We start from the raw sequence: 21239 nt of genomic DNA on the forward strand, positions 1-21239 counted from the left end.
CACCTGCGCTCCTATCCATAGAGATGCTCGAGCGCCTCCAGGGCCCTCGGCTGGCTCGGAAACGCTTGCAGCGCTTGCTCGTAGTAGCCGATCGCGCGCTCGGGCTGTCCCAGATGCTCTCCGTGCAGCTCGCCCATACGAACGAGCACCTCGGCGAGATCGCGAGCCTCCTCCGTCATCTCGGAAATCTTGGCGAGCATCTTGCCGTAGACGTCCCACTGTTCAGTGCTCTGGTAGAGATCCGCCATGCCCTTCATCGCGGACAGATTGCGAGGCTCGATTGCCAGCACCTGCTCCAGATACGGAATGGCGTAGTCGGGGCGTCCTTCGCGGTTGTACCAGCGCGCGCACTTGAGACAGACCGCGATCTTGGTATCCGTCTGCTCCTCGCCAAGCGTCCCCAAGACCCCGTTCGCCGTTGTCAGCAGCTCGTTCCAACGTTGGGTCAGGCCCGCGACGCGTTCCAGTCGCTCGGCGACCTCGTCCCGCGTGAAATCCTGAGTCCATGCCAGCTGCAGCGCGTCGAACGCCCGATCGCGGTCCCCCAGATCCTGTTCGTAGATCTCCGCGAGACCGCATAGCAGCCTCACGCGCGCCTCGAGGTCCTCGTCCGCCTCGATTCGATGCAGATAGAGGTCCACCAGCTCCTCGAAACGGGCAGCCTCGCGGTAGGCGCCATCGAGGCGCTTGAAGGCTCGCTCGTGAAGCGGATCGATCTCCAAGACCGCATGCAGCGCCTTGGCGCTGCGGTCTTCGTCGCCAAGCTGCTCATCCGCCATCTCGGCGACTGCCAGCAGCACTTCGATACGCGATTGGTCTTCGGTGAGGGCCTCGGCGCGCTTCTGCAGCACAGCTACACAATCGTCCCACTGTCCCTCCCGTCGGTGAATCAGCTCCAGAGCATCCAGGGCGGCCAGGTTGCGTGGGTTCACATCCAACACAAGCTGGTAGGATTCCACCGCCTCAGCGGGCTGTTGGAGCTTGTCGAGGTACAGTGTCCCTAGCTGCATATGAACTTCCTCGAGCGTGGCCTCGTCCAAGGTCGTCGCCCCCACCTCGCTCACACGGTGCAGTGTATCGACCAAGTCGTTGAACGAACCCGCCGCACGATGGATCTCGGCGATTGCGAACAGCGCGGCCGTGCTTCCCGGCTCGATGTCGAGCACCCGCTCCCAGCTCTCGAGCGCGCTTCGGTCCCGCCCGAGCTTCTCGTACCAGATTCTGCCCAGGTCGGCGTAGATGCTCACGCGCAGGTCGTCGCCCTCCACCACCGCGGCTTCGCGCTCCAAGACTTCGACCAGATCCGTCCAATTCTCTCGGGAAGCATGGATATTGCCCAGTGCGTTGAGCGCTTCAGGTTGCTCGCCTCCGAGCTCCAACACCTGCTCCCAAAGCGCGATGGCACGGACGGGATCGCCGAGGCGGTCGTGAGCCAATCTCGCCATGCGCCCGAACACCTGCGCACGCTCGGAATCTCCAAACACCGTTTGGCTTTCAAGCTCGAAAGCCTTGTATAGACTCGGCCAATCCGCTCGTCGCGTGTAGATGCTCTCGAGCGCGAAGATCGTTGGCTGGTGATCTGGCGCGAGGTCCTCGACGATGTGGACAAAGACGCGGATCGCGTCCTCGCCGCGGCCGAGGTCACGATCCAGCACCTGTCCTAGCCGGAAGTTGAGCTCGACCAGATCCAACGGATCCTCGGTGATGGCGATGCGTCTGGTCAGGATCTCGGCCAAGGCCTCGTGGGCACCGTGCTCTTGGTAGAGCCGATCCAGCGTCTGCAGGACCTCCGCCTCCCCCGGGTCGTGGGAGATGACAAAGCGGCCGGTCTCCTCGGCTCGATGCACATCATGCAGCTCGTGCTCGTAGATCCTCACTAGCGCCCTGCCGCAGCCTGTAATGACCTCGGGATCCTCGCTGGATTCCAGAACACTGGCGTAGGTGTTGGCCAGGATGTCCCAAGCCTGCAGGGAGCCGGCCAAGCGCTCCGCCTCGTGACGCGAGTGTTCGTGCAGCGGGTCCTCTAGAAGCGCGCGCTGCACCCAGAAAAACGCCTTACGAAGGTCCTCGGCACGGTCTTCGGCGGTTTCGGCCATACGGTGCATCATGGCGACGCGCTCCGAAACGTCGGCCTGGTAGCGCAGCTGAATCTCCTGAATGTCCACCAAGCGCCCGTAGTTTTCCTGATCGCGGTAGAGCGGCTCTAGGATCTCCCCCACGGCGAGCGGTTCGATACCCGCATCGAAGAGGCCCTCGAGTGCTTGGATCGTCTCGGCGTGATCGGGTGCGGCGGCCAAGACTTCCTGGTACTGCTTCAGTGCCTCGCCTACCCGACCCAGAAACGTCTCGTGGACCTTGCCCAAACGATACCGCAACGAAAGCACTTCGTCGGGCGTCCCCGCAAGCTCGACTTCCTGCAGCAGGATCTTGGCCAGCTCCCCCCAGCGACGCGTAGCCCCGTACAAACGATCCAGCGATTGGATGGCCTCGACGTGTCCCGGGTCAGCTTCGTACACAGCGCGGTAGCGTTCGATTGCCGTGTCCTGATCCACGACGCGCTGCTCGTAGATCTCAGCGACGCGAAACATCAGCTCCACCACCGAATCGGGATCGATCTCGCTTAGAATCTGAAGTTGCGCGTCAAGCAGCCGCGCCACTTCCCCCCAGGCCTGAAGCTGCTCCGCCAAACGCTCCAGGGAGTGCAAGGTATCGGGGTTCTCCCTGTCGGCCGACAATGCCCGAGCGTAGGCGTCCAGCGCATCCTGCGGGCGGTCGAGATGCACCTCGTTGAGTTCTGCGACCTGGTGCAAGAGCTCGACCTTGCGTACTCGATCCTGCTCGTGTGCAGCCTGCACTTCCAGCACACCAACAAGCTTCGCCCAGTCCCCTTCGCCTCGATACAGCGGCTCCAGGACCTCCGCCGCACTCAGCGCCTCGCGGCCACCTGCCACCATGCGCTCGAGCGCCTTTACGCTGGGAGCATGCCACCCCAGATCGTCAACGATGGCCCGATAGCATTCGATGGCCCGTTCGGAATCCTGCAGCTTGGTGTCCCAGAGCTCACCGACCCGGAAGCGGAAGGATGCGCTTTCGTGCGGATCGCTTGTCAGGGCCGCCTCTCGCTCCAGGACCGAAAGCAAGTCTCGCCAGCTCTCGGTGGTGTGATAGAGCGCATCCAACCTGGCGAGCGCAGCCACATCATCCGGATCCACTTCGAGGATGCGCTGGTAGGTATCGATCGCCTGGGGCACGTCACCGAGCTCGCGCTCGTACACGGCCCCGACCTCGGCGTAGAGCGCCTTCTTGTCCTCGGGGTCGTGGACCATATCGGCCTTGCGCTCGTAGACCGCGAGCAGCTCCTGCCACTGCTCGAGCCGAAGGTGCAACTCGATCAGCTTGTCAACCGCAGCCACATCTTCGGGATCAACCTCCAGAACCCTCCTGAAGGTTTCGACCGCGTCTTGTGGGCGATCAAGGAGCTCCTCGTATATGAAGGCGGCCCGGAAACAGTGCTCTTTTCGTTGCTCCGGAGCCTCGAGCATCGCGGCCTTCTTGAAGTAGATTGCCGCGAGATCCTCGTAGCGCTCTGCCAACTCATACAGTCGCTCAAGAGCAGTTGCCGCCTCGAGATGCTCGGGCTCTAGCTCCAGCACCTCGCAATAGTGAGCAATAGCTCCGTCGGCGTCGGACAGGTGCTCCTCTCTGATCCCGGCCGCTTTCACGTGCAGCTTTGCGGCGAGCGCCGGGTCGTCGACGTGCCCGACGCGTTCCTCATACACGCTCGCCAACTGGTCCCAGGTGCCTGCGGAACGAGCAATGCGCCCCAGATGCTCTTGCGTTTGCTCGTTCGCGGGGTCCTCCGCAAGCGCCCTAGCGTAGGCGGTGAACGCTCCTTCGAAATCGTCGAGCGCTACCTCGTACAGTTCAGCCACATCGTGCAGGAGCGCGACACCATAATCGGGCGAGTGGCTGTGCTCGAGACGTATCTCCTGAATACCGATGAGCTTGCGGAACTCACTGTGAGCGCGGTAGTGCGGTTCGAGGATGTCGGTAACCGTAAGCCGATACTCGGGGTCCTGGAGCAGGCGCTCGAGTTCCGCCATGCTGTCGGCGTTGTAGGGGTCGGCTTCGAGCACCTCCCGGTAGATCTCGATCGCCCCGGCCGTGTCCCCGAGATGCGTTTGTCGAATCCTCGCTAGCCGGACCATGCACGAAGCGCGTTCCTGAGAATCCTCGGCCAAACGCAGTTGTCGCTCCACGTTGTCGGCCAAATCCGTCCAACGCTCCTGGCGTTCAAAGAGTCCGTCCAAAGCGCGCAGCGCCGTCAGGTCGTTGGGACTGAGCTCGAGGATCTCGATATAGCGGGAAATCGCCTCGTCGGGCTCAGCTAGCTCATGCTCGTGTACCTGCGCCATTCGAGCAAGCAGCTGGATCTTGTCCTGCTCGTTGGCCAATTCGCTGCGCTGGCGCAGCAGCGCGAGCAGCTCTGCCCAGCGCCCCGTGCGCTGATACACGGCGTCGATCGCCTCCACCACCTCCGGATCGTCGGGATCGTACGCAAGTGCCCGCTGGTAGGCTGAGATCGCGCCGTCGCTGTCCTCGAGCTGTGCCTCACGCTGGTGAGCCGCGCGCATCCACAGCTGCCGTCCCAGCGCTTGGTCTTGCACCGTCCCAGCCAGCTCCTCCAGCAGCTGTACCAGCTCTGCGACGCGATCCTGCTCCGTTGCGAGCACCTGCAGTCGCGCGAGGATGTCGTCGTTGTGGGGCCGCTCACGCCATGCGCGGCAGAGCATATCGAAACCCCTGGCGGGGTCTTGCAGCGGGCCGATGTAGACTTCCGCGGCCTTGGTGAAGTACTCCAACCGCTCGTCCGGGCTCTCGCTATGAGCCATCAGCGCTTCAAGCGCGCCGGCCAGCTTCGGCCAGTCGCCGACCGCCTCGTAAATCGGCTCCAGCACGCGTGCGACTTCTCCCCCCAGTCGCGCGTCGTTCAGCAACCCCTCCAACGCATCCCTCGCTCCCTCGTGCTCGGGCGCCAGCGTCACGACCTCTCGATACAATTCAACGGCACGCGCGCCGTCGTCCAGGAATCCAGCCGACGCCTTGGCCAAGCGAAACTTGAGCGTAGCGAGCTCATCCGTGTCGCCGGCAAGGGCGATGCGACGCTCCAGCACCTCGGCGAACTCCTGCCAGCGTTGGGCGCTCTCGTACAGACGCTCCAAGGCCACGTAGGCCTCGGGCTCCTCGTTCCCATACTCCTCGATCAAAGCCTGATAGCTTTGGATCGCGCGCTCCCCATCTTGCAGCCTCTCTTCCAGCAGCCGAGCGATCTGGTAGCACAGTCCCCGCCTCGTCTGCGGGTCGTCCTCCAGGTCCGCACGTCGCTGCAACACGTGCAGCAGGCCGGCATCGTTGGCTGTATCCCGATACAGAGCATCTAGTGCTTCGATGGCCTGCGCGTTGTCCGGGTCGATCTCCCAAACCGCTTCGAAGCAGGCGATGGCCTCCTCGGCGCGCCCCTCGCGCGCCAACACGCTGCCCAGATGCAAGCGCAGGCCCACGGTCGCCTCGGGATCGGTGGCTTCCTTGATCGCCTCGGTCAGGACCTGTACGACCCGACTCCAGCCGCTGACGCGGTCCGCGAGTCGTTCCACGTCTTGCCGGATGGCGTCCTGGACCGGGTCCAGCGAGTAGGCCTCCAAGAAGGCCTCGAAGGCCCGATCGGGCGCCCGCAGCTGCGTTTCGAACAAGAGGCCGAGCTCTCGCAGCATCAGCAGTCGCTCCGGTCGCTCCAGCTGCTGTTTCAGACGCACCTGGTAAACAGAAGCCAGCTTGCGCGCGTCGCCGCTTGCCTCGTAGACGGGAATCAAGGCTGCCGCTGCGTCGCTATTCTGGGGATCCAGCGCCAACACCTTCTCGTAGGCACGCGCCGCCCTATCCGGTTTGTTCCTTTGGGTGCCCCACAGGCGCGCCACCCGGAACAGCAGGTCCAGCTTCTCGCCCGGTTCGGCGGCCGAGGAGTCTGCAGCACGCTCCAGCGTGCGAATCAGCTCGTCCCACTTTTCTGTTCGGGCGTAAAACTCTTCGAGCTCGTCCCAAGCTTTCTTTGCGACATAGCGTCGCTTCAGCTGTTCCTGCGCGCGCCGGTCATCGGGCTGCACGTCCAGCAGGCGCCGAAACGCTCGGATGGCTCCCTCGTCGTCTTTGAGCTTGTCCGCGTAGGTCATGCCGAGCTTCTGGAGCGCGGCAATCAGTTCCCGTTCGTCCGCGATGAATTCAACTTGACGCTCGAGCGCTTCGGCCAGCGGCGCCCAGTTTCGCGCGCGCTCGTGCAGCGCGGACAGCGCCGTCAACGCCTCGGGGTTGGACGGATCGTCGTCCAGCAGAGCCTGCCACAGCTCGATGCACACGGCGGGCTTTCGCACGCGCTCGGTGGCCAGCCGGGCGATCTCGAGCCAGCGTTCGGGGCGCTCGTCCGGTTCGAGCAGCTCCGCCTCGAGTTTCATTGTTCCGATCAGCCGCTCCCAATCGCGACGTTTCTCGTAGAGCCCTTTCAGCCGTGTGATCGCCTCGACATCGTGCGACGAGTGCTCCAGCACGCGCTGGAAACACTTGATCGCTTCCGACTGGTTCGAGGACTTGTCCAAGTACATTCGCCCGGCTTCACGCAGCAGCTCGATCTTCTGCTCTGGGTCGCGGATCAGTTCGGCCTTGGCAATCAGCGTCCTTATGAAGTCCGACCATCGGCGCTGCGTTTGGAACCTCTGGAGACGCGCATCAAGCTCCCGGAGCTTCTCCTGCTCCTCCGGGCTCGGCTCGTACCCGACTCCACCACCATCGGATTCCGCGCCTACGTCGAGCCCGGGCTCTCCGGAGCCAGCGTTGGAGTTCACCTCGCCCTGTTCGGAAGAGGGAGGATGCGTTTCCCCAGAAGCAGGAACGTTTCGTTCTGGCACCGGTGCCTCCTAATCAAGCGCGCCCATATCGAGCGGACACCCACGAAGATCGACCGATCGGACTTCCGGCGGCGAGCACAGGCCCGCATCGGTCACCAACTTCGATTGGAACGGAACCGGACTTGTTCGGAGACACCAGGTTCGGGCCTGTTGGGTCGTACAACTAGAAGCCCTCCGCCAGCTCGCTGAGTCGGTCCTGGGCCGCCTTGACGTAGTGCGCCGGCGCTTCCGCTCCGGCGACGTCGACAAACTTGCGCAGAAAACGCTTGGCCTCGTCCACCTTGCCCATTTGGTAGTAAGTCCAGCCCAAAGAAAACAGGGCATCGCGCAAGCCCGGTACCACATCAAGCGCGGCACGAAACTCGCGCACGGCATCGTCGAACTTCTGTTGCTCCTGGTAAACCGTGCCTAGGAAGTGGTGCGCGCGAGCCTGCTCCTCGGTTCCCTTGAGGGCGACCTCAAGCGCGCCCTGAAGCACCTGCACCGAGTGATCAAGGTAGCCCAGGTCCGCGTAGAGCCTGCCGAGAGCATTGTAGGCTTCCAGAAAGCGCGGACCTCTTCTTACCGCCTCGGTGTAATGCTTGAGAGCAGCTTGCTGGTCGTCCAACTCCTCGCAGACTTGGGCTAGCTTGTAGTACGCCTTGAACAGGCCGGGCTCCAGCTGGATAGCCCGCTCAAATGCCTGCTTCGCTCCAGTCCAGTCCTCGAGCTCGAGCAACACGGTCCCCAGCTTCTCGTGCATGCCTGCCGAGTCGGGGTTCACCGCCGCGGCCTTCTGGAGCTCATCCCGCGCGCGCTCGAATTTGCGCAGCTCCATCAACACTATGGCCAGGTTCCAGTACGCCTTCTCGTTCTGCCCGTCGATCGCAATGGCGCTCTCGAGGGACTTGATCGCATCCAAGTAGCGCTTTTGCTGCGCATAGGTCACCCCCTCGTTCATCTTGTTCATGGACTCCACGCGAGCGCGGGAGCACTCGCTCCCCATCATCACCCCAGCCGCCAGCAGCGCCACAGCAATCCTCGGCCCCGATTTCATCGCACTCTCCTTCGAGACCGGACCCGATCCCAGGCCGATACTACGGACCCTGGGGGCCCTACTCAACCGCATCTTTGGAGTTTTCTGGGCCGAGCGAGGCAAACCGATCGCCGGATCGATGGGCTAGCTTCAGGCTAGCCACCCACCTGCTGCAGCACAAAGGGATACGTCACGACTACGATCCCGCCACCCTCGGGTGCCGGGAATGTCCAGCGACGCACGGCTTTGGCTATGCAGTTCTCCGCACGCGCATTGCCCAGGGAGGACTTGGCCACGACCGCGCTTTGCACGGCACCGGTGGGCGAGATGATGAACTTGACGGCTACGCGGCCCTTCAAATCCGGCCGCATGTTGAGCTCCTGCTCGTAGCAGAACCGCACCTCGTTGATGTGGCGCCGGATGATGCGTCGGATCACTTCCTTGGAGAGCGAGCCTCGAACATCGGCCCGTCCCGTGCGAATCCGTGGCACCTTGGCCCGACGGCCCCTGAAGCCGCCCGCTCCGCGACCGTACCCGGAGCCCTTGCCTCCGCCCGCTCCGTGACCGATGGTTCCAACGCTCCCCAACCCGATGGTACCCTCACCGGTCCCGCCGCCGCCGCGACCGGTTCCACGCACGCCGAGTCCACCGAAGCCGAAATTCTGACCGATCTGGTCGCCCATCAGGGCACCGAGAGCCGCCATGGGATCAGCCCCGAGAGCGGTTTCGGCGCCATACGGTGAGGTGGGTGAGTTCCAAGCACCCGAAACCATCTTGAGAACACCGATGATGCCGGCGTTGCGAGCCTCCTCCTTCGCCTCCTCCCGCGCCATCTTGAGATCCTTGTTGTCCTGCGGTCCCTCGATGGCGTACTTGTCCTTGGTCTTCTTTTCCTCCTTCTTGCCCATTTGCCCCTGCTCGTCCTTGTGTTTCTTGCCTTTTCCGCCCTCGTCGTCCTTGTTGTCCTTCAACCACTCGGGGGTCTCCTCCTCGAGGGTCTCAGGAGGTTCGATCAGGTACTTGACCAAGCGCGAGTCGGCATTGAGCAAGTCAAGGGACAGCGACGAAGCGTATGGCGGCAGAAAGTAAAACAGCAGCAGGAAGGCACCGTGCAGGAGCAAAGACAGCATGGTCCATAGGTAACGCTTCCACTCGATGCCCCTTCCGCCCACTCCGATTGGCCTGGCGGCAGACACGGGCTTCACGACGAACTGAAAGCCGTTGTACATCACGCGCGCCAGGGAGTTGGCGGGGAGCTGGAACTGCTGAGCGCCCTCGAGCTCCGGGCAGGGAGACAGTCGACCCGTGGCGGCGAGCTCCTCGAAGGCATAGTACTCGTCATCGCCTATGGTGACGTCGCCGACGGCACCCGGTGGTATGACCACGGCTCCAGCCGACGTGGTCACGGGCAGGCGCTCGGTCCCCAGGGACTCGCTGCCCACCAAGAAATCGGTCTGAAGCTTGCCTTTCGCATCGGTGGCATCGCCTACAGAAAACGGTTGCGAAGGAGGCTGGTGAGCCACGTGGAGCACGCTCAGCTCACCCCACATCACCACGATCTCCAGGATCTGCTCGCCGGAGTCGATATCCTCGGGCGCAACCGGTGGCTCGCTGGCGACGAGCTGATACTGCGCAACCTCGCCCTCGCTCACTCCCGGCGGAATCTCCGGCGCGTAACCAGCGCCGTAGGCCGGTTGGGTGTAGCCGCTTGGGTCCCCAGCGCCCATGGACTGCTCCATGGAACCGTACGTGCCGGGCTGCGCTCCAGGCGAGCCGCCGGCCGCGCTCGCGCCGCTGGCAGTGCCGGCCACGGCCGCGCTTGGGGCAACGGCGTCGGCAGCCTGCGCCTGAGACATGTCAACCACGATCCACGTGCCGCCAAGGAGGATCTGATCGCCGTGACGCAGCGGCGCCTTATTGACCTTGGCACCGTTGACGATCGTGCCTGCCGCCGAGCCAAGATCGATGATGTAGACGTCGTCCGGCGCCGAGACCTCGATCACGGAGTGCATCTTTGAGACGTTGTCGTCCTCGATCCTGAGATGACTGGACTCGAGTCGCCCGATCTTGATGATGTCCTGCGCCAGGGTCTCCGAGCGAACGCAGCGATCCCCCTCGTAGAAATGGAATGTAATCGGGACTTGCACGTTGCCTTGGCTCACCGCTACCTCCGCCCCGCTTGCCGTCACTTCTTAACGTCCGACTGCCGTCGGCCAATCAGCTTTTCCCTCGCGGCCAACCCCGGTCGGGCGGACCGGACCGCCTATCCCAACACTAGCTAGACCTTGGTCTAGAGGTCCTCCACCGATTTCAGCATCTCTGGGATGAAATGCTCGCGGATCCTGATCAACGAGCTTCTCGCGCCACGCCGCCTGACGTGAAGCATCTCTCCGTCCGGACGCACCAAGTCGCCCTGAACCAAATCGTCCTCGAAATCGTACGTGGTGGCGTTGTCCGCGCTATCCTGAGCGGCGGCCGGCCCGCTGCCCAACGCCACCAGCACCCCTGCAAACAGCACACTTCCTACTGCCCTCATCGTTTCCTCCGCACGCGGGCACCGCTTGCCTAGCAAACCCACGCTCCTCGATGTCGCCGCTCGAAACGCACATTTCTTCAACGGCCTGTCATCAACGGCCTGTCATCAATGGCTTGTCCACCGAGGCTTTTTGGGCGCAGTGTACTATCCTGACACGATCAGGACAATCCCACCAACGAAGCCTGAGCTCCCTGGCCAAACGCCATCGGTCCGGCGATTTGCCCGCGGAGTCATGCAAATACTTGCCGCTTCAGGGCGCTAGCCATACGGCCCTCAACCCCGATCCAAGCTCTCACTTCTTCCTTTTCCCTTTTTCCTTTTTCTTCCCTTTTTCCTTTTTCTTTCGTTCTTCTTCGCGCTTCAACTGCTCCTGCTCCCGCCGTTCTTGTTCCTTCTGCATCTCCTGCATTTTTGCCATCTCGCGCTCCATCTTCTCCATCTCGCGGAGCGCCTGCAGCGTGTCGCGAATGTTCTGAAGCCTGCCGGCAATGCACTTGTGACTCTTTAGCTTGCGCTTGCGTCGCGTCTTTTTGCGCTTGCAGACTCTCGTGATCTCACTGACCTGACTCGCGTAGCGTCGTGCTTCACCAGCCTTGGCCAAGAAGCTCCGATAGTATTTTGCGGCCTGGTTAAGCTCCGCCGGTTGCGCATTCATGAAGTCTTGGTGGAGCACGCCAAGGTTATAGTACGGCTCTGCTCTCCGCGGCCGCAGCTTCATCGCCTTTTCGTATTCGGCCTTGGCCTTGTCGTTCTCCTCCAGCCCACGATGAGCCATGCCCAGGCCAATATGAGCGTCGAACTTGTCGGGATGCGCCTCCAGGGCCTTGATGAACGCATCCTTAGCGTCCGCATACCCCCTGAAACCCAGCGTGAGCTGCCCGAAGTTCATGTATGCTTCGAACATCTGAGGATCCAGTTCGATCGCGCGCTTGAACTTGGCCGCGGCCGCAATGATCTTGTCACGCCGCAAATCGATTAGCCCCCAGGTGTTATAAATGGGTGCGTAGTCCTTGTCGATCTTCTGCGCCTGACTGCACACAACCTCCGCAAGATCGAGCATCTTCTTGTTGCCCCGAGCTTCGTCCAGATAGATCAGGGCCATCTCGTTGAAGGCAGGCAAGTACGACGCGTTGATAGCCAGCGCGCGACGCAGGTTATTGAGCGCTTCCCGGTTGTTCTCCTCCCCGCCCGCACGGTGCTGAACGATCGCCAAGTTGACATAGCCTTCCGTGCACTGCGGGTCTGCGCGCACAGCTTCGTGAAGCTCCCGCCGTGCGTGCGAGTCGTCCCCTCTCTTCATCGCCTCGATCGCCAGCGCGACCCGCGCACGGCAGTACTTGGGGCTCACATTGTGAGCTTTGCGATAGAATTTCAGCGCCGGGCCGCTCCGGCCGCAGCGCTCGTGGGTCAGGCCTGCCATGTAAAGCGCCTCTACGAAGCCCCCCTGCGCGTCCGACGCCTTCTGAAAAAGCTCGATCACTTCTGCGCATTGCTCGTCGTTCCAGGTCCCCTTCTCGTACTTGGCGAAAGCCTCCTTGCCCTCGAGCCAGTAGTTGTGCGCATCCACACTCACCGTTTGGCCTCCGGCCACGCGCACCACGCGCCCGCGCTCATCCACTGCACGCTTGTCCCTAGTGACTCGCGACACCTTGCTTCCACCCGTTGCCGCCGCGCCCCCTCCGCATCCGACCATGCTCGGGGCCAACAGCCCCAACCAGAAACCGACGACCACGCGCCTGAGGCGTCGCCTAACCATCGCTTTGCTCCTCTTCGTCGCCCAAGCCCAAATCCACGACGTCCGGTCTTGCCTCCGCCGTGTGAATGTAGCGACCCCTGCCCCTGAGCTCCGCCGCCCTTGGATACTTGCGTGGATCGAGCCTGAACAGCTCCGTCTCACATTGCGTCATGAACTCATTGAACCAGCGCACCTTCGTTGCCGTGATCAAACAAAACTCGTAGGCGTCTTTGGCCCTCATCACCCACGGCTGCGACTGCTCGTCCAGCGACTGGTAGTAGATGTCGACCAGTTCCTCGTCCTTTTCGAACACCGGCGGTACCGGTGCCTCACGGAACTGGTCCACGATCTCTCGATACATGTCGCCGATGCGGGCAGCGGCAGCGATATCCCATTGCGGCACCTTCAGCTTCGCAATCTGCTCGTAGGACACCCTTGCCGCGGTCAAGGCCTTTTCTTTGCTCTTCATCCACTTGACGAAGTCGTTCTGCAACCACTTCTGAAACGTCTCCATCCGCTTCTTCTGAGCCTTCTGGAGCTTGCGGCTCCAACGTCGCGACTTCTTCTTCTTTTTCTTTTTGCTCTTCTTTATCTTCCCGGTAGCCTTCCCTTTGAATATGGGAAACTCTATCGCTCTAAACCTCTCGAAAAGCTGATCGGATTGGCGAAAAAGGGCCTCCCCGACCGCGACCTTGGCTACAGCCGAGTAGCGCTGCTTCTTGGCCGCTTCAACCGGTAGCTTGGCGATCCTCTTTGCGGCTCCCTTGCGCCACAGATCCGACGCCACCTTGTAGGCCCGGACGCTCTTCTTCCTGTCGCCCAGCTGCCAATAAGCACGACCGATCTCCACGTTCGCCTGGATCTTTTCGTGCGGCATGGCCATACGACCGTAGGTCCGCAGGTACTTCTGATAGTGCGAAACGACCTTGCTCCAGTTCTCGTCTCGCTCGTAGATCGAACCCAGCGAGTACACGACCTGCGATGTTTGCCGCGGGTGCTTGCGCTTGAAGTGTCTTTCGAAGAGGCTCGCGTCCTCGACTGCCTTTTCCTCGTCGCCTAGACCCAGGCGGAAGAACACCGCGTTCTGCAACGCATCGTGAGCAATTGCGCACACGCCAGTGCGTTTTTCCTTCGCGGTGCAGCTCCGTCCATCCTCCTTGGGGTACTCGCGTGCAAACTGCTCGTAGTAGTCCGCGGCCGTGCTGTAGATGGCGAGCGCGTGATAGTTGGCACCGATTAGAAAGACGGCGCGCCGGGCCAGCTTGCTCTTCGGAAAGCGCTCCGCCAGCACCTTGCGCACCTTGATCGAGCGCCCGAGCAGCCGCGCGGCCTCGAAGTTCAACGCGGCATTGTACAGCACCTCGTCGAGCCGGCCGCACTCGGCGTACTTGCGGAAGATGCCCACGTAGACCTTGGCGGCGTTCTTGTACTCCTCGTTCTCCTGATACGCTTCGGCCTTCTTGCGCAAGAGATCGCATCGCAGCTGTTCGAGCACTCCGCACAGGTCCTGGTGATCCTCCTTGGCCTGTTCGCCGGCACAATAGATGCCGTAAAGGGGCTCGATGCTGTCGTTCATTTCATCGTAACAGCTGGGACGTCGCGGCTTCGTGAAGCTGGCGAGAACATTCAAGGAATCCAGGTACAAGTTGGCGGCATAGACCGCTAGATCGCTTTCTTTGTGGTTGTAAGCGATGTCTTTGAACAGGAGCGCCGCCTCTTCAAAGTGATTGGACTCGTAGTAGATCCGAGCCCGACGATACTTGATTTGCGGCAGATCCTGGCTATCCGGAACAAAACAAACGTAGCGCTGGAACGCGCTGAGCATGCCACTCTCGAGCTTGGTGAAGTCGCGAGGCCTGAACTTGGCGATCTGAGCCGACTTCTGCCCCCTGCCCTTGCTGCCTCGGAGCTGCGTCTCCCTCCGCTTGAACGTCTGCTGGTACAGATTGTTGTAGCAAAGCACGGCAGCGTAAGCGGCGTCGGAGGTGAATTCGCCTTGCGGGTTGATCTCGACGACCTTGTCGAAGGCGGGACCGCACTGTCCCCAGTCCTCCATCTTCCACAACAGCTCGGCCTGAAAGTAGCTGACACGATAGAGCGTGGGCCAGTCCCTGCGGTCGATCTCGGGAAACTCCATCTGCTCCATCTCGGGGAATTTCTTCGTGATCAGTCGATACAGTCGCGACGCCAACTCCATGGTGCTGCGATCGTTGGTGCCAGGCTGCGAATCGGTGCCGATGGCCTCTCGGTGCCAGGCGGTAGCCAGATCGATGAGGACCGAGGCTGCCGCCTGCTTGCACTTGCGCTTGTCCTCGTCCGAGTACGACCCTCCGACAAATGCCTCGTACAGATCGACAAGGCGCTCGATTTCGGTGACCTGCCTGTTCTTGGCTCTGCTGGAGACGACCGCGTTGGTGACTCGACTCTGCCAGAAGCAGACCCTGCCCGACCGTGGCTGCTCGGCCATGAGTGCGTGGTAGACGGCGATGGTGTTCCGCCAATTTCCGGTATCGTAGTAGATTTCCGCCAGGGACTCGAGCAGCTCCAGCGCGTGCTTGTCGTTATCGGCGTAGCGCCGGAAGAACTCCAGCGCCCGGGTCGGATTACCTACCTGCGCGTAAGGCATCACCATCTCGCGCCGGGACTGCTTGGCCAGATTCTTGACGTCCTTCGCCTCGGGGTGTTTCTGCGCGAATTCGACGGTCTCGACAAACGACTGCAGTGAGCGGCGGTAGTCCTCCAAGTTGTAATGGCACCAAGCCTGTTTGTAGACCGCGTATCCGTAAACCGGATTACGCCCAGGTGGCACGTCGGTCACCTTCCGATAGAAGGTCAGCGCAGCGCGCATCTCTCCGTTGCCGAAGTAGTGCTCCGCAAAGGAAAGGTAGGCATGCGGAATGAAGCGGCTCTGCGGATAACCCTTCACCAGCTTGCGGTAGACCTTGAGGGCCCGGTCGTTCTGGCGCATCTCCTCCAACGCGAAGCCGAGCTGGAACAGCACCTCGTCCATACGCCGGAAGTGCGGGTGGTCCTGCACGAGGGTGGCCAGGGTGCGGATGTTCGCCTCGCGAGTCTTCTTGAGCGCCGCAAATGCGGTCTTCTGTTGTCCTTGGAGGCGCCTGCATCTACCGGCGTCCTTCTTCTCCTTGCACGCGGCGAAAATGGGATCGTCCAGGTTGCGCAAAGCAACTGTTTGCTGCTGCATGAGCTCGAAGTAGCCCTCGCCCAAGCGCAGCAAGTAGTCGGGACGCTGGGGGTGATTCTTGCGCGTGTTGCGGATCAGCCGCTGCGTGATGCGGATCTCTTTCTTTAGCAGCGACTGAGCTTTGCTCTTGATGCGGTCTCGGGCGGTCAAGGTGGCCAGATCGATTTCGAAGGAAGGTCCCTTGGGCCTGGTGTCCTTCTTCGGCTCCGCCTTGCGCTTGGCCTGGCGCAGGCGCGACCGGGGAGCCCGACTTCTTCTCAGCCTGCTCTTGGGCTGGTAGTCCGGGCACTCAGAGATCGCCTTGGGTGCAGCCGGTGAGATGCAGTAGCCGCCTTCCGGTTTCCGTTCCTTGCCTTCGGCTTTCTCGTCCTTTGCAGCCGCCTTTGGCTGCTGCGCGTCGAGGGCCGCGGAAGCCCGCGAGGCTCGCTTGACCTGTGACCGGCGCTTCTTCGCGCTTGCGCTCCCAATCTCGAAACCGAGCAACGACGCGAACGCCAGCGAGATCAAGATGAGCAGCGCCCTTCGGTACCTCTGCATGTTAGCTACCTCCCGCACCGATAAGTGACCTGCTGGCGATAGAAGCCGAGCTCGTCGCGCCAGTACTCCCCATCGAACGGCCAGAGCTGATGCTCAGAATCAACCTCCACTTCACCTCCCGTCGACTCAGCGGCGATCTTCGACTGAGCCTGCAGCTCCTGGGACAGCTGACCGCGCTCGTACGTCGCGACCTCCAGGTCCACGGTGTCGATTTGGTTGAACAGGTCCTGCAACTCGTTCAGCAGACGGTTGTAGCGAGCTTTGGCCAGGTCGCCGGCCTGATCTATCGCAAACGACTTGGCCACCAGGACGTCTTGCAATATGCGCGCCCCGACGCCCGAATTCCTGAACGCGGCCGGGGCTCCATTCATCCTCTTCTCCTCCTCCTCCAGCAGGCGTACGTACTCGAGGTTGCGCACGACGGTGCGATCCGACAGCGCAGAGGCCACAACGGCGCGAACTGCCGTCGGCAGCTCTGCTTGCCCCGAACGCACTCGCTTGAGGAACGTGAAGAACTGTTCGTTATCTTTGTATTTCTCCAACAAATCCTCCAGTCGCCGCTTGACTGGATCGTAGTAATTGTGAAAAAGCTCAACCATTGCGGCGGCATTGTTCATTTGACAGTTGGAAAAGAAGACCACCGCCTTGAGCACGAGGGCCTCCGGATAGAAGGCGTTCTCGAAATAGGGAGAAAAGAGCGTGTGCACGTTGCCCAGCGCTCGAGCGTACTCGTCTGCCAAGAACAACGCCCACGACGCCTCGAACAATGCATCAAGCCAGTACTCGCTGCCCTGGCCGATCCGGTTCCAAGCCTCCACCGCGTTGCCTAGCAGCTGCGGGTTGACATCCCGCTCACCCTCCTCCGTGGTTCGGTTCGCCGCCGTGTAGTATGTGCGCGCCAACGAGATCCAGGCGAGATCGCGCATGCGCTCCTCGTCCTCAACACCTTCGACGCCACGCTCCAGAGCATCGAGAATGGCGCGAAACGATCCGATAGCCGGCTTTGCCCTGCGCATTCGGATATGTGAGATCCCTTGAAAGAACCGGGACTGGACGTACCACCGCGACTCTCGACTGACACGCTCGAACAGGGCGATCGCCTGACGAAACTCCCCCTGTTGATACTTGGAGCGACCCATGAGGTACAGCAGCTGGTTATACAGATCGAAATTGTCGGGTGTGTTGAACCGATCCAGCTGCTTCATGCCGAAGCGACCGATCTTCTGGATTATTCCTGCCGACTCTGGAAGCTGCGAAGCCAGCTGAGCCAACCATTGTAGCGTCTGGTCGAAGAACACGTGGCGCCTGCGTTTCTCGCTGATCTCGTCGAAAAGCGAGAGAGCAGACTGGTAGAACTGCAGGTGATACAGGGTCTTGCCCAGAAAAAACTGGGCCTTTTGTACGTTCGCAGGGGCGTCGCGGGTTTCGCCTTGCACTACTCGCTGGAGCTGGACGGCCGCCTCCTCGTAGCGCTCGCGCTGGTACATGCGAAACGCGTTGGCCAGGACCCGCGACGGCGGCCCCCCTCTGACCCGGCCTCGGCGACCGGTCGAGGCCTCGTCCATGCCAAAAACCATGTCCTGCGCCTTGACCGGACCTGGTGAAGGGAAGTGCGAGCACACGAGCAGGGTCGCCAACGACGTCACGCTGGCGCTCATCTTCGTTAGGCTATGGCTCATCGTTCCTCCGCCCGCTGCTGCCGCCGACCCGGTATGTCGCCGCTCGCGCTGGATCGAACCCGTACTCAAACCGGCCCGCGGCCCGTTCTGACTCCGTCGCGGGGTGAAAGAAATCAGGAAAGCCTCAGCAATCTCGGAAGGTTAGCCTCTGTAGAGCCGTGATAATAGTGACCGGAAAAAGAGCTTGTCAAGGGGGCCGCCCTCGAAAGGTTGCAAGGCACTTCGCGCCGGCCGGACAACTGCTAGGGCACTAGTACCGCTTGCCAGGGATGTGATCGATTGGCGTCGAGGGCTGGCGGTCGCTGGCAAGGCGCACCGACGATGACTGCGGTTCATTTCGATGCTGTGCAGCGCATATTCGAGGAGGTGCAACACCGCCAGCGGCGGGCACGAGTTGTCTCGCTTGAAGAGCGTTCATCGCCCGGGATTGCTGGGGGCCGGCTTTGGTGAATGTGCTGCTCTTGCGTACAGGGCGGCTGCCGGGCTCCGCGTCTCCGTAGCGGACAAGCAAGTCGTGCAGCCAATCATCAAAAGTCCTAGCTGTGAGGGAAGAACCACTCGTGATGCACGAGACGACCCTCTCGAAGTCGGAGCGCGTGTATGCAAGGGAGGCAGGCGCCGAATGCAATAGGATTGACTCGAATCGCTCATTGTATTAACCCCGGAGCGGCCTTGGCACGACAGACGGGGAGAAGGCGTCCCGAGTCGTGGAACGCACAAGACCCGAGTCGTGGAACGCACAAGAGTCGTGGAACGCACAAGAGTCGTGGAGCGCATGGGAAAATGAGAAACGTCAACACGCTTACAGCGAGACGGATGCTCGGGGTGGCCGGTTGGCCGTTCATCGCAGCCTTGGGACCAGTACTCGTGATGCCCGCTTTCGCGGCGGCGCAAGAATCGCTCCCTCAAGATGCCGCGGCTGGCGATTCCGAGTCATTTGCCCCGGTGGGCTCGGCTGGGGAGCGTCCTGCTCCGCACAGCGGGTCGGAGGCTTCCGGCACGGCCGGCGCCGAGGCGGAGACCGGGGATTCGGAGCCCCCCGAGGAGTTGCTCGTGACAGGTACGCGCTTCGGGGGCCGCACCAGCATGGATTCCGCGGTTCCTATCGACTCATTCAAGGTCGAGACGCTGCAGCAGCAGGGCAACGGGGATATGACGGAGATCCTGAAGAACATCGTGCCTTCTTTTGCCGCCACGTCCTACACCGGAGACGGCAGCGCCTTCATTCGTTCGAGCTCCCTGCGTGGCTTGCCGCCCGACGAAACGCTGGTGTTGGTTAACCGCAAACGCCGACATCGTTCCGCGCTGGTGGCCCTTGGCGGCGCCGCCATGAACCAGGGCGCTCAGGCCGTCGACGTCGGCATGATCCCGACCATTGCCCTTAGGAACATGGAAGTGTTGCGTGACGGTGCGGCGGCGCAGTACGGCTCGGACGCCATTGCCGGCGTGATCAACTACATCCTCAAGGACAATGCACAGGGCGGTGAGGTGCAGGCCCGAGTCGGGCAATGGTACGGCGGCGAGCACGAGTTTCAGATCGCTGGCAACCTGGGCCTGCCCCTGGGCCCGGAGGGCTTTCTCAGCCTCAGCGCCGAGTACACGGATTCCCAAGAACTGTCCCGAGGTGGCCAGCACGAAAAGGCGCGAGCATTGACGGACATGGGAGTGCAAGACGTGCCCGATCCCGCCCAGGTGTGGGGCCGTCCCCAAAGCCGGGGCCTGCGCTTGTTCTGGAACGGCGGGCTGCCGGTCACCGAAGACGTCAGGCCCTATTTCTTCGGCAGTTTTGCTCGCACCTACGGCAACTACGGCTTTTTCTACCGCGAGCCCAACAAGTCCGGCGTGAGCACCCCGTTGCCGCTCGATCCGATGGATCCCTCGAAAGGCAATTTCAGCTGGTCGGACCAAGGCCAGTGGCCCGTCGGCTTCACGCCGCGCCTTGAGGGCTTCATCACCGACTTCAGCCAGGTTGCCGGTGTGGGCGGTGCCTTCCCGTTCGGTGTTCAGTACGATCTCAGCGGCGCCTTCGGCATGAACCGGATCAGCTACACGCTGAACGACAGCATCAATCCGTCCTGGGGCCCCGAGTCACCCACGGTGTTCAAGCCGGGGGACTTACAACAAAGGGATCTCAATTTCAATGCCGACTTTTCCTATGGCATCACGGAGGGCCTCAATCTCGCCTGGGGCGCAGAATGGCGCAGCGAGGAGTTCACCATGTACCAGGGTGACGATGCCTCCTGGCAAGCCGGAAGGTGGAGCGGCGTGAGCAGTCTCCGCGACCCGACGGCGATGATCGACCCGATGACCATGATGAGCATGCCGTACACGGAACCGCTCATCGGAGCCAACGGCTACCAGGGCACATCCCCAGACATGGCGGGCGCATGGACTCGCACCAATTGGGCCTTCTATGCGGACACCGAGTGGGACGCGAATGAGGATCTGCTTCTCCAGGGTGCAGGCCGGTTCGAGAACTTCTCGAGCTTCGGCTCGACCCTGAATGGCAAGCTGGCAGCTCGCTACGCCGCCACGGACTTCTTGACGCTGCGCGGTGCCGCGTCTACGGGCTTTCGTGCTCCGACGCCGGGCCAGTCCAACCTGACAAACGTTGCAACGGTCTTCGTGCCCGGAACCATCGAGCAGCAGCTAACCGGAACCGTGCGGCCAACCGACGAGGTGGCCCGGCCGCACGGGGGCCGGCTGTTGCAGCCGGAGAAGTCGGTGAACGTGAGCTTCGGCTTCACCACCCAACCCACCGGCTCTCTACGGCTGACGGCCGACGCGTATCGCATTGCCGTCGAGGGCCGCATCGTGATGGCGGCCGACATCGATGTCTCGGCCATGGCGGCCCCTCCGGGCTCGCCGACGTATCAGAAGATCCGCTTCTACACCAATGGTCTGGATACGGTGACGACTGGCCTCGATGTGGTGCTGCTCTACGATCTTGACTGGGCAGATTTCGCCTTGGAGGGTGCCGGCGATATGAACGTCAGCCTGGCCTACAATTTCAACAGAACGAAGGTTGCCGAACAAACGAACATCGCCGTGAACGAACGGCGCAAAGCCAACATCGAGAACGCCTTGCCCAGGCACCACCTGGCTGCCACCGCAACGCAGAATCTCGGCAAATGGTCGTTGATGCTGCGTGCCAACTACTACGGCTCGCACCAAGACGAAGATCCCCAATACTCGGTCGGTGGCGAGGTGCTCTTGGATGCCCAGCTGACCTACCGCATCGACCGCCGGTTCTCGCTAATGCTCGGCGCCAACAACATGCTCAACAACTTCCCCGATGAGGTACCCACACGTATGGCGAACGGACTTCCCTGGCCCCGCCGCAGTCCGGTCGGCTATCACGGCGGTATGGTCTACTTGCGTGGCGTTGCGCGACTGTGAACATGGTGCGCCTTCGTAGCTGGGAAGGGACGCCCGGGAAACAGCCGTGACCGCCCAGGAGACGCGGAGGGCAGCAGCCACCCCAAACATGCAGGCCCGGTGGTCGGGATGTTTTGCGGGGGCGCAGCGCGCGCCGACCCGCATGCCAGTTCGCTCGCCGGGTTGGCGCGCGCGTCG

Annotated in this window: 8 protein-coding genes; 1 reads left to right on the forward strand and 7 read right to left on the reverse strand. The window is 62.0% G+C overall.

The genetic code is table 11. The features are described from left to right. Nucleotides 1-11: 11 nt before the first annotated feature. From MJD61_01060 to MJD61_01090, 7 genes are all read right to left on the reverse strand, one after another. Nucleotides 12-6956 (reverse strand): tetratricopeptide repeat protein, encoded by a 6945-nt coding sequence (locus MJD61_01060; protein ID MCG8553870.1) that lies wholly within the window; start codon nt 6954-6956, stop codon nt 12-14. A gap of 163 nt (nt 6957-7119) precedes the next feature. Then, complete coding sequence (locus MJD61_01065; protein ID MCG8553871.1) at nt 7120-7992, reverse strand: tetratricopeptide repeat protein; 873 nt, start codon at nt 7990-7992, stop codon at nt 7120-7122. 134 nt (nt 7993-8126) lie between these two features. Beyond that, nucleotides 8127-10133 (reverse strand): TonB family protein, encoded by a 2007-nt coding sequence (locus tag MJD61_01070; GenBank protein MCG8553872.1) that lies wholly within the window; start codon nt 10131-10133, stop codon nt 8127-8129. A gap of 128 nt (nt 10134-10261) precedes the next feature. Further along, the gene (locus MJD61_01075; GenBank protein ID MCG8553873.1) at nt 10262-10507 is read right to left on the reverse strand and encodes a hypothetical protein; all 246 of its coding nucleotides are present in this window, start codon (nt 10505-10507) and stop codon (nt 10262-10264) included. 292 nt (nt 10508-10799) lie between these two features. Further along, nucleotides 10800-12263 carry a tetratricopeptide repeat protein gene (locus MJD61_01080; GenBank protein MCG8553874.1) on the reverse strand — a complete coding sequence of 488 codons (1464 nt, stop codon included), beginning with the start codon at nt 12261-12263 and terminating at the stop codon, nt 10800-10802. Continuing rightward, nucleotides 12256-15984 (reverse strand): tetratricopeptide repeat protein, encoded by a 3729-nt coding sequence (locus tag MJD61_01085; GenBank protein MCG8553875.1) that lies wholly within the window; start codon nt 15982-15984, stop codon nt 12256-12258. Before MJD61_01085 ends, MJD61_01080 begins: the two co-directional genes overlap by 8 nt. Before the next feature lie 5 nt (nt 15985-15989). Further along, nucleotides 15990-17663: a hypothetical protein gene (locus MJD61_01090; protein ID MCG8553876.1), complete on the reverse strand. Its 1674-nt coding sequence runs from the start codon at nt 17661-17663 to the stop codon at nt 15990-15992. Between the two features lie 783 nt (nt 17664-18446). Here MJD61_01090 and MJD61_01095 point away from each other — a divergent pair. Further along, nucleotides 18447-21062: a TonB-dependent receptor gene (locus MJD61_01095; GenBank protein ID MCG8553877.1), complete on the forward strand. Its 2616-nt coding sequence runs from the start codon at nt 18447-18449 to the stop codon at nt 21060-21062. Nucleotides 21063-21239 lie beyond the last annotated feature (177 nt).

This window comes from Pseudomonadota bacterium (assembly GCA_022361155.1).
In the GTDB taxonomy this organism is placed as follows: domain Bacteria; phylum Myxococcota_A; class Polyangia; order Polyangiales; family JAKSBK01; genus JAKSBK01.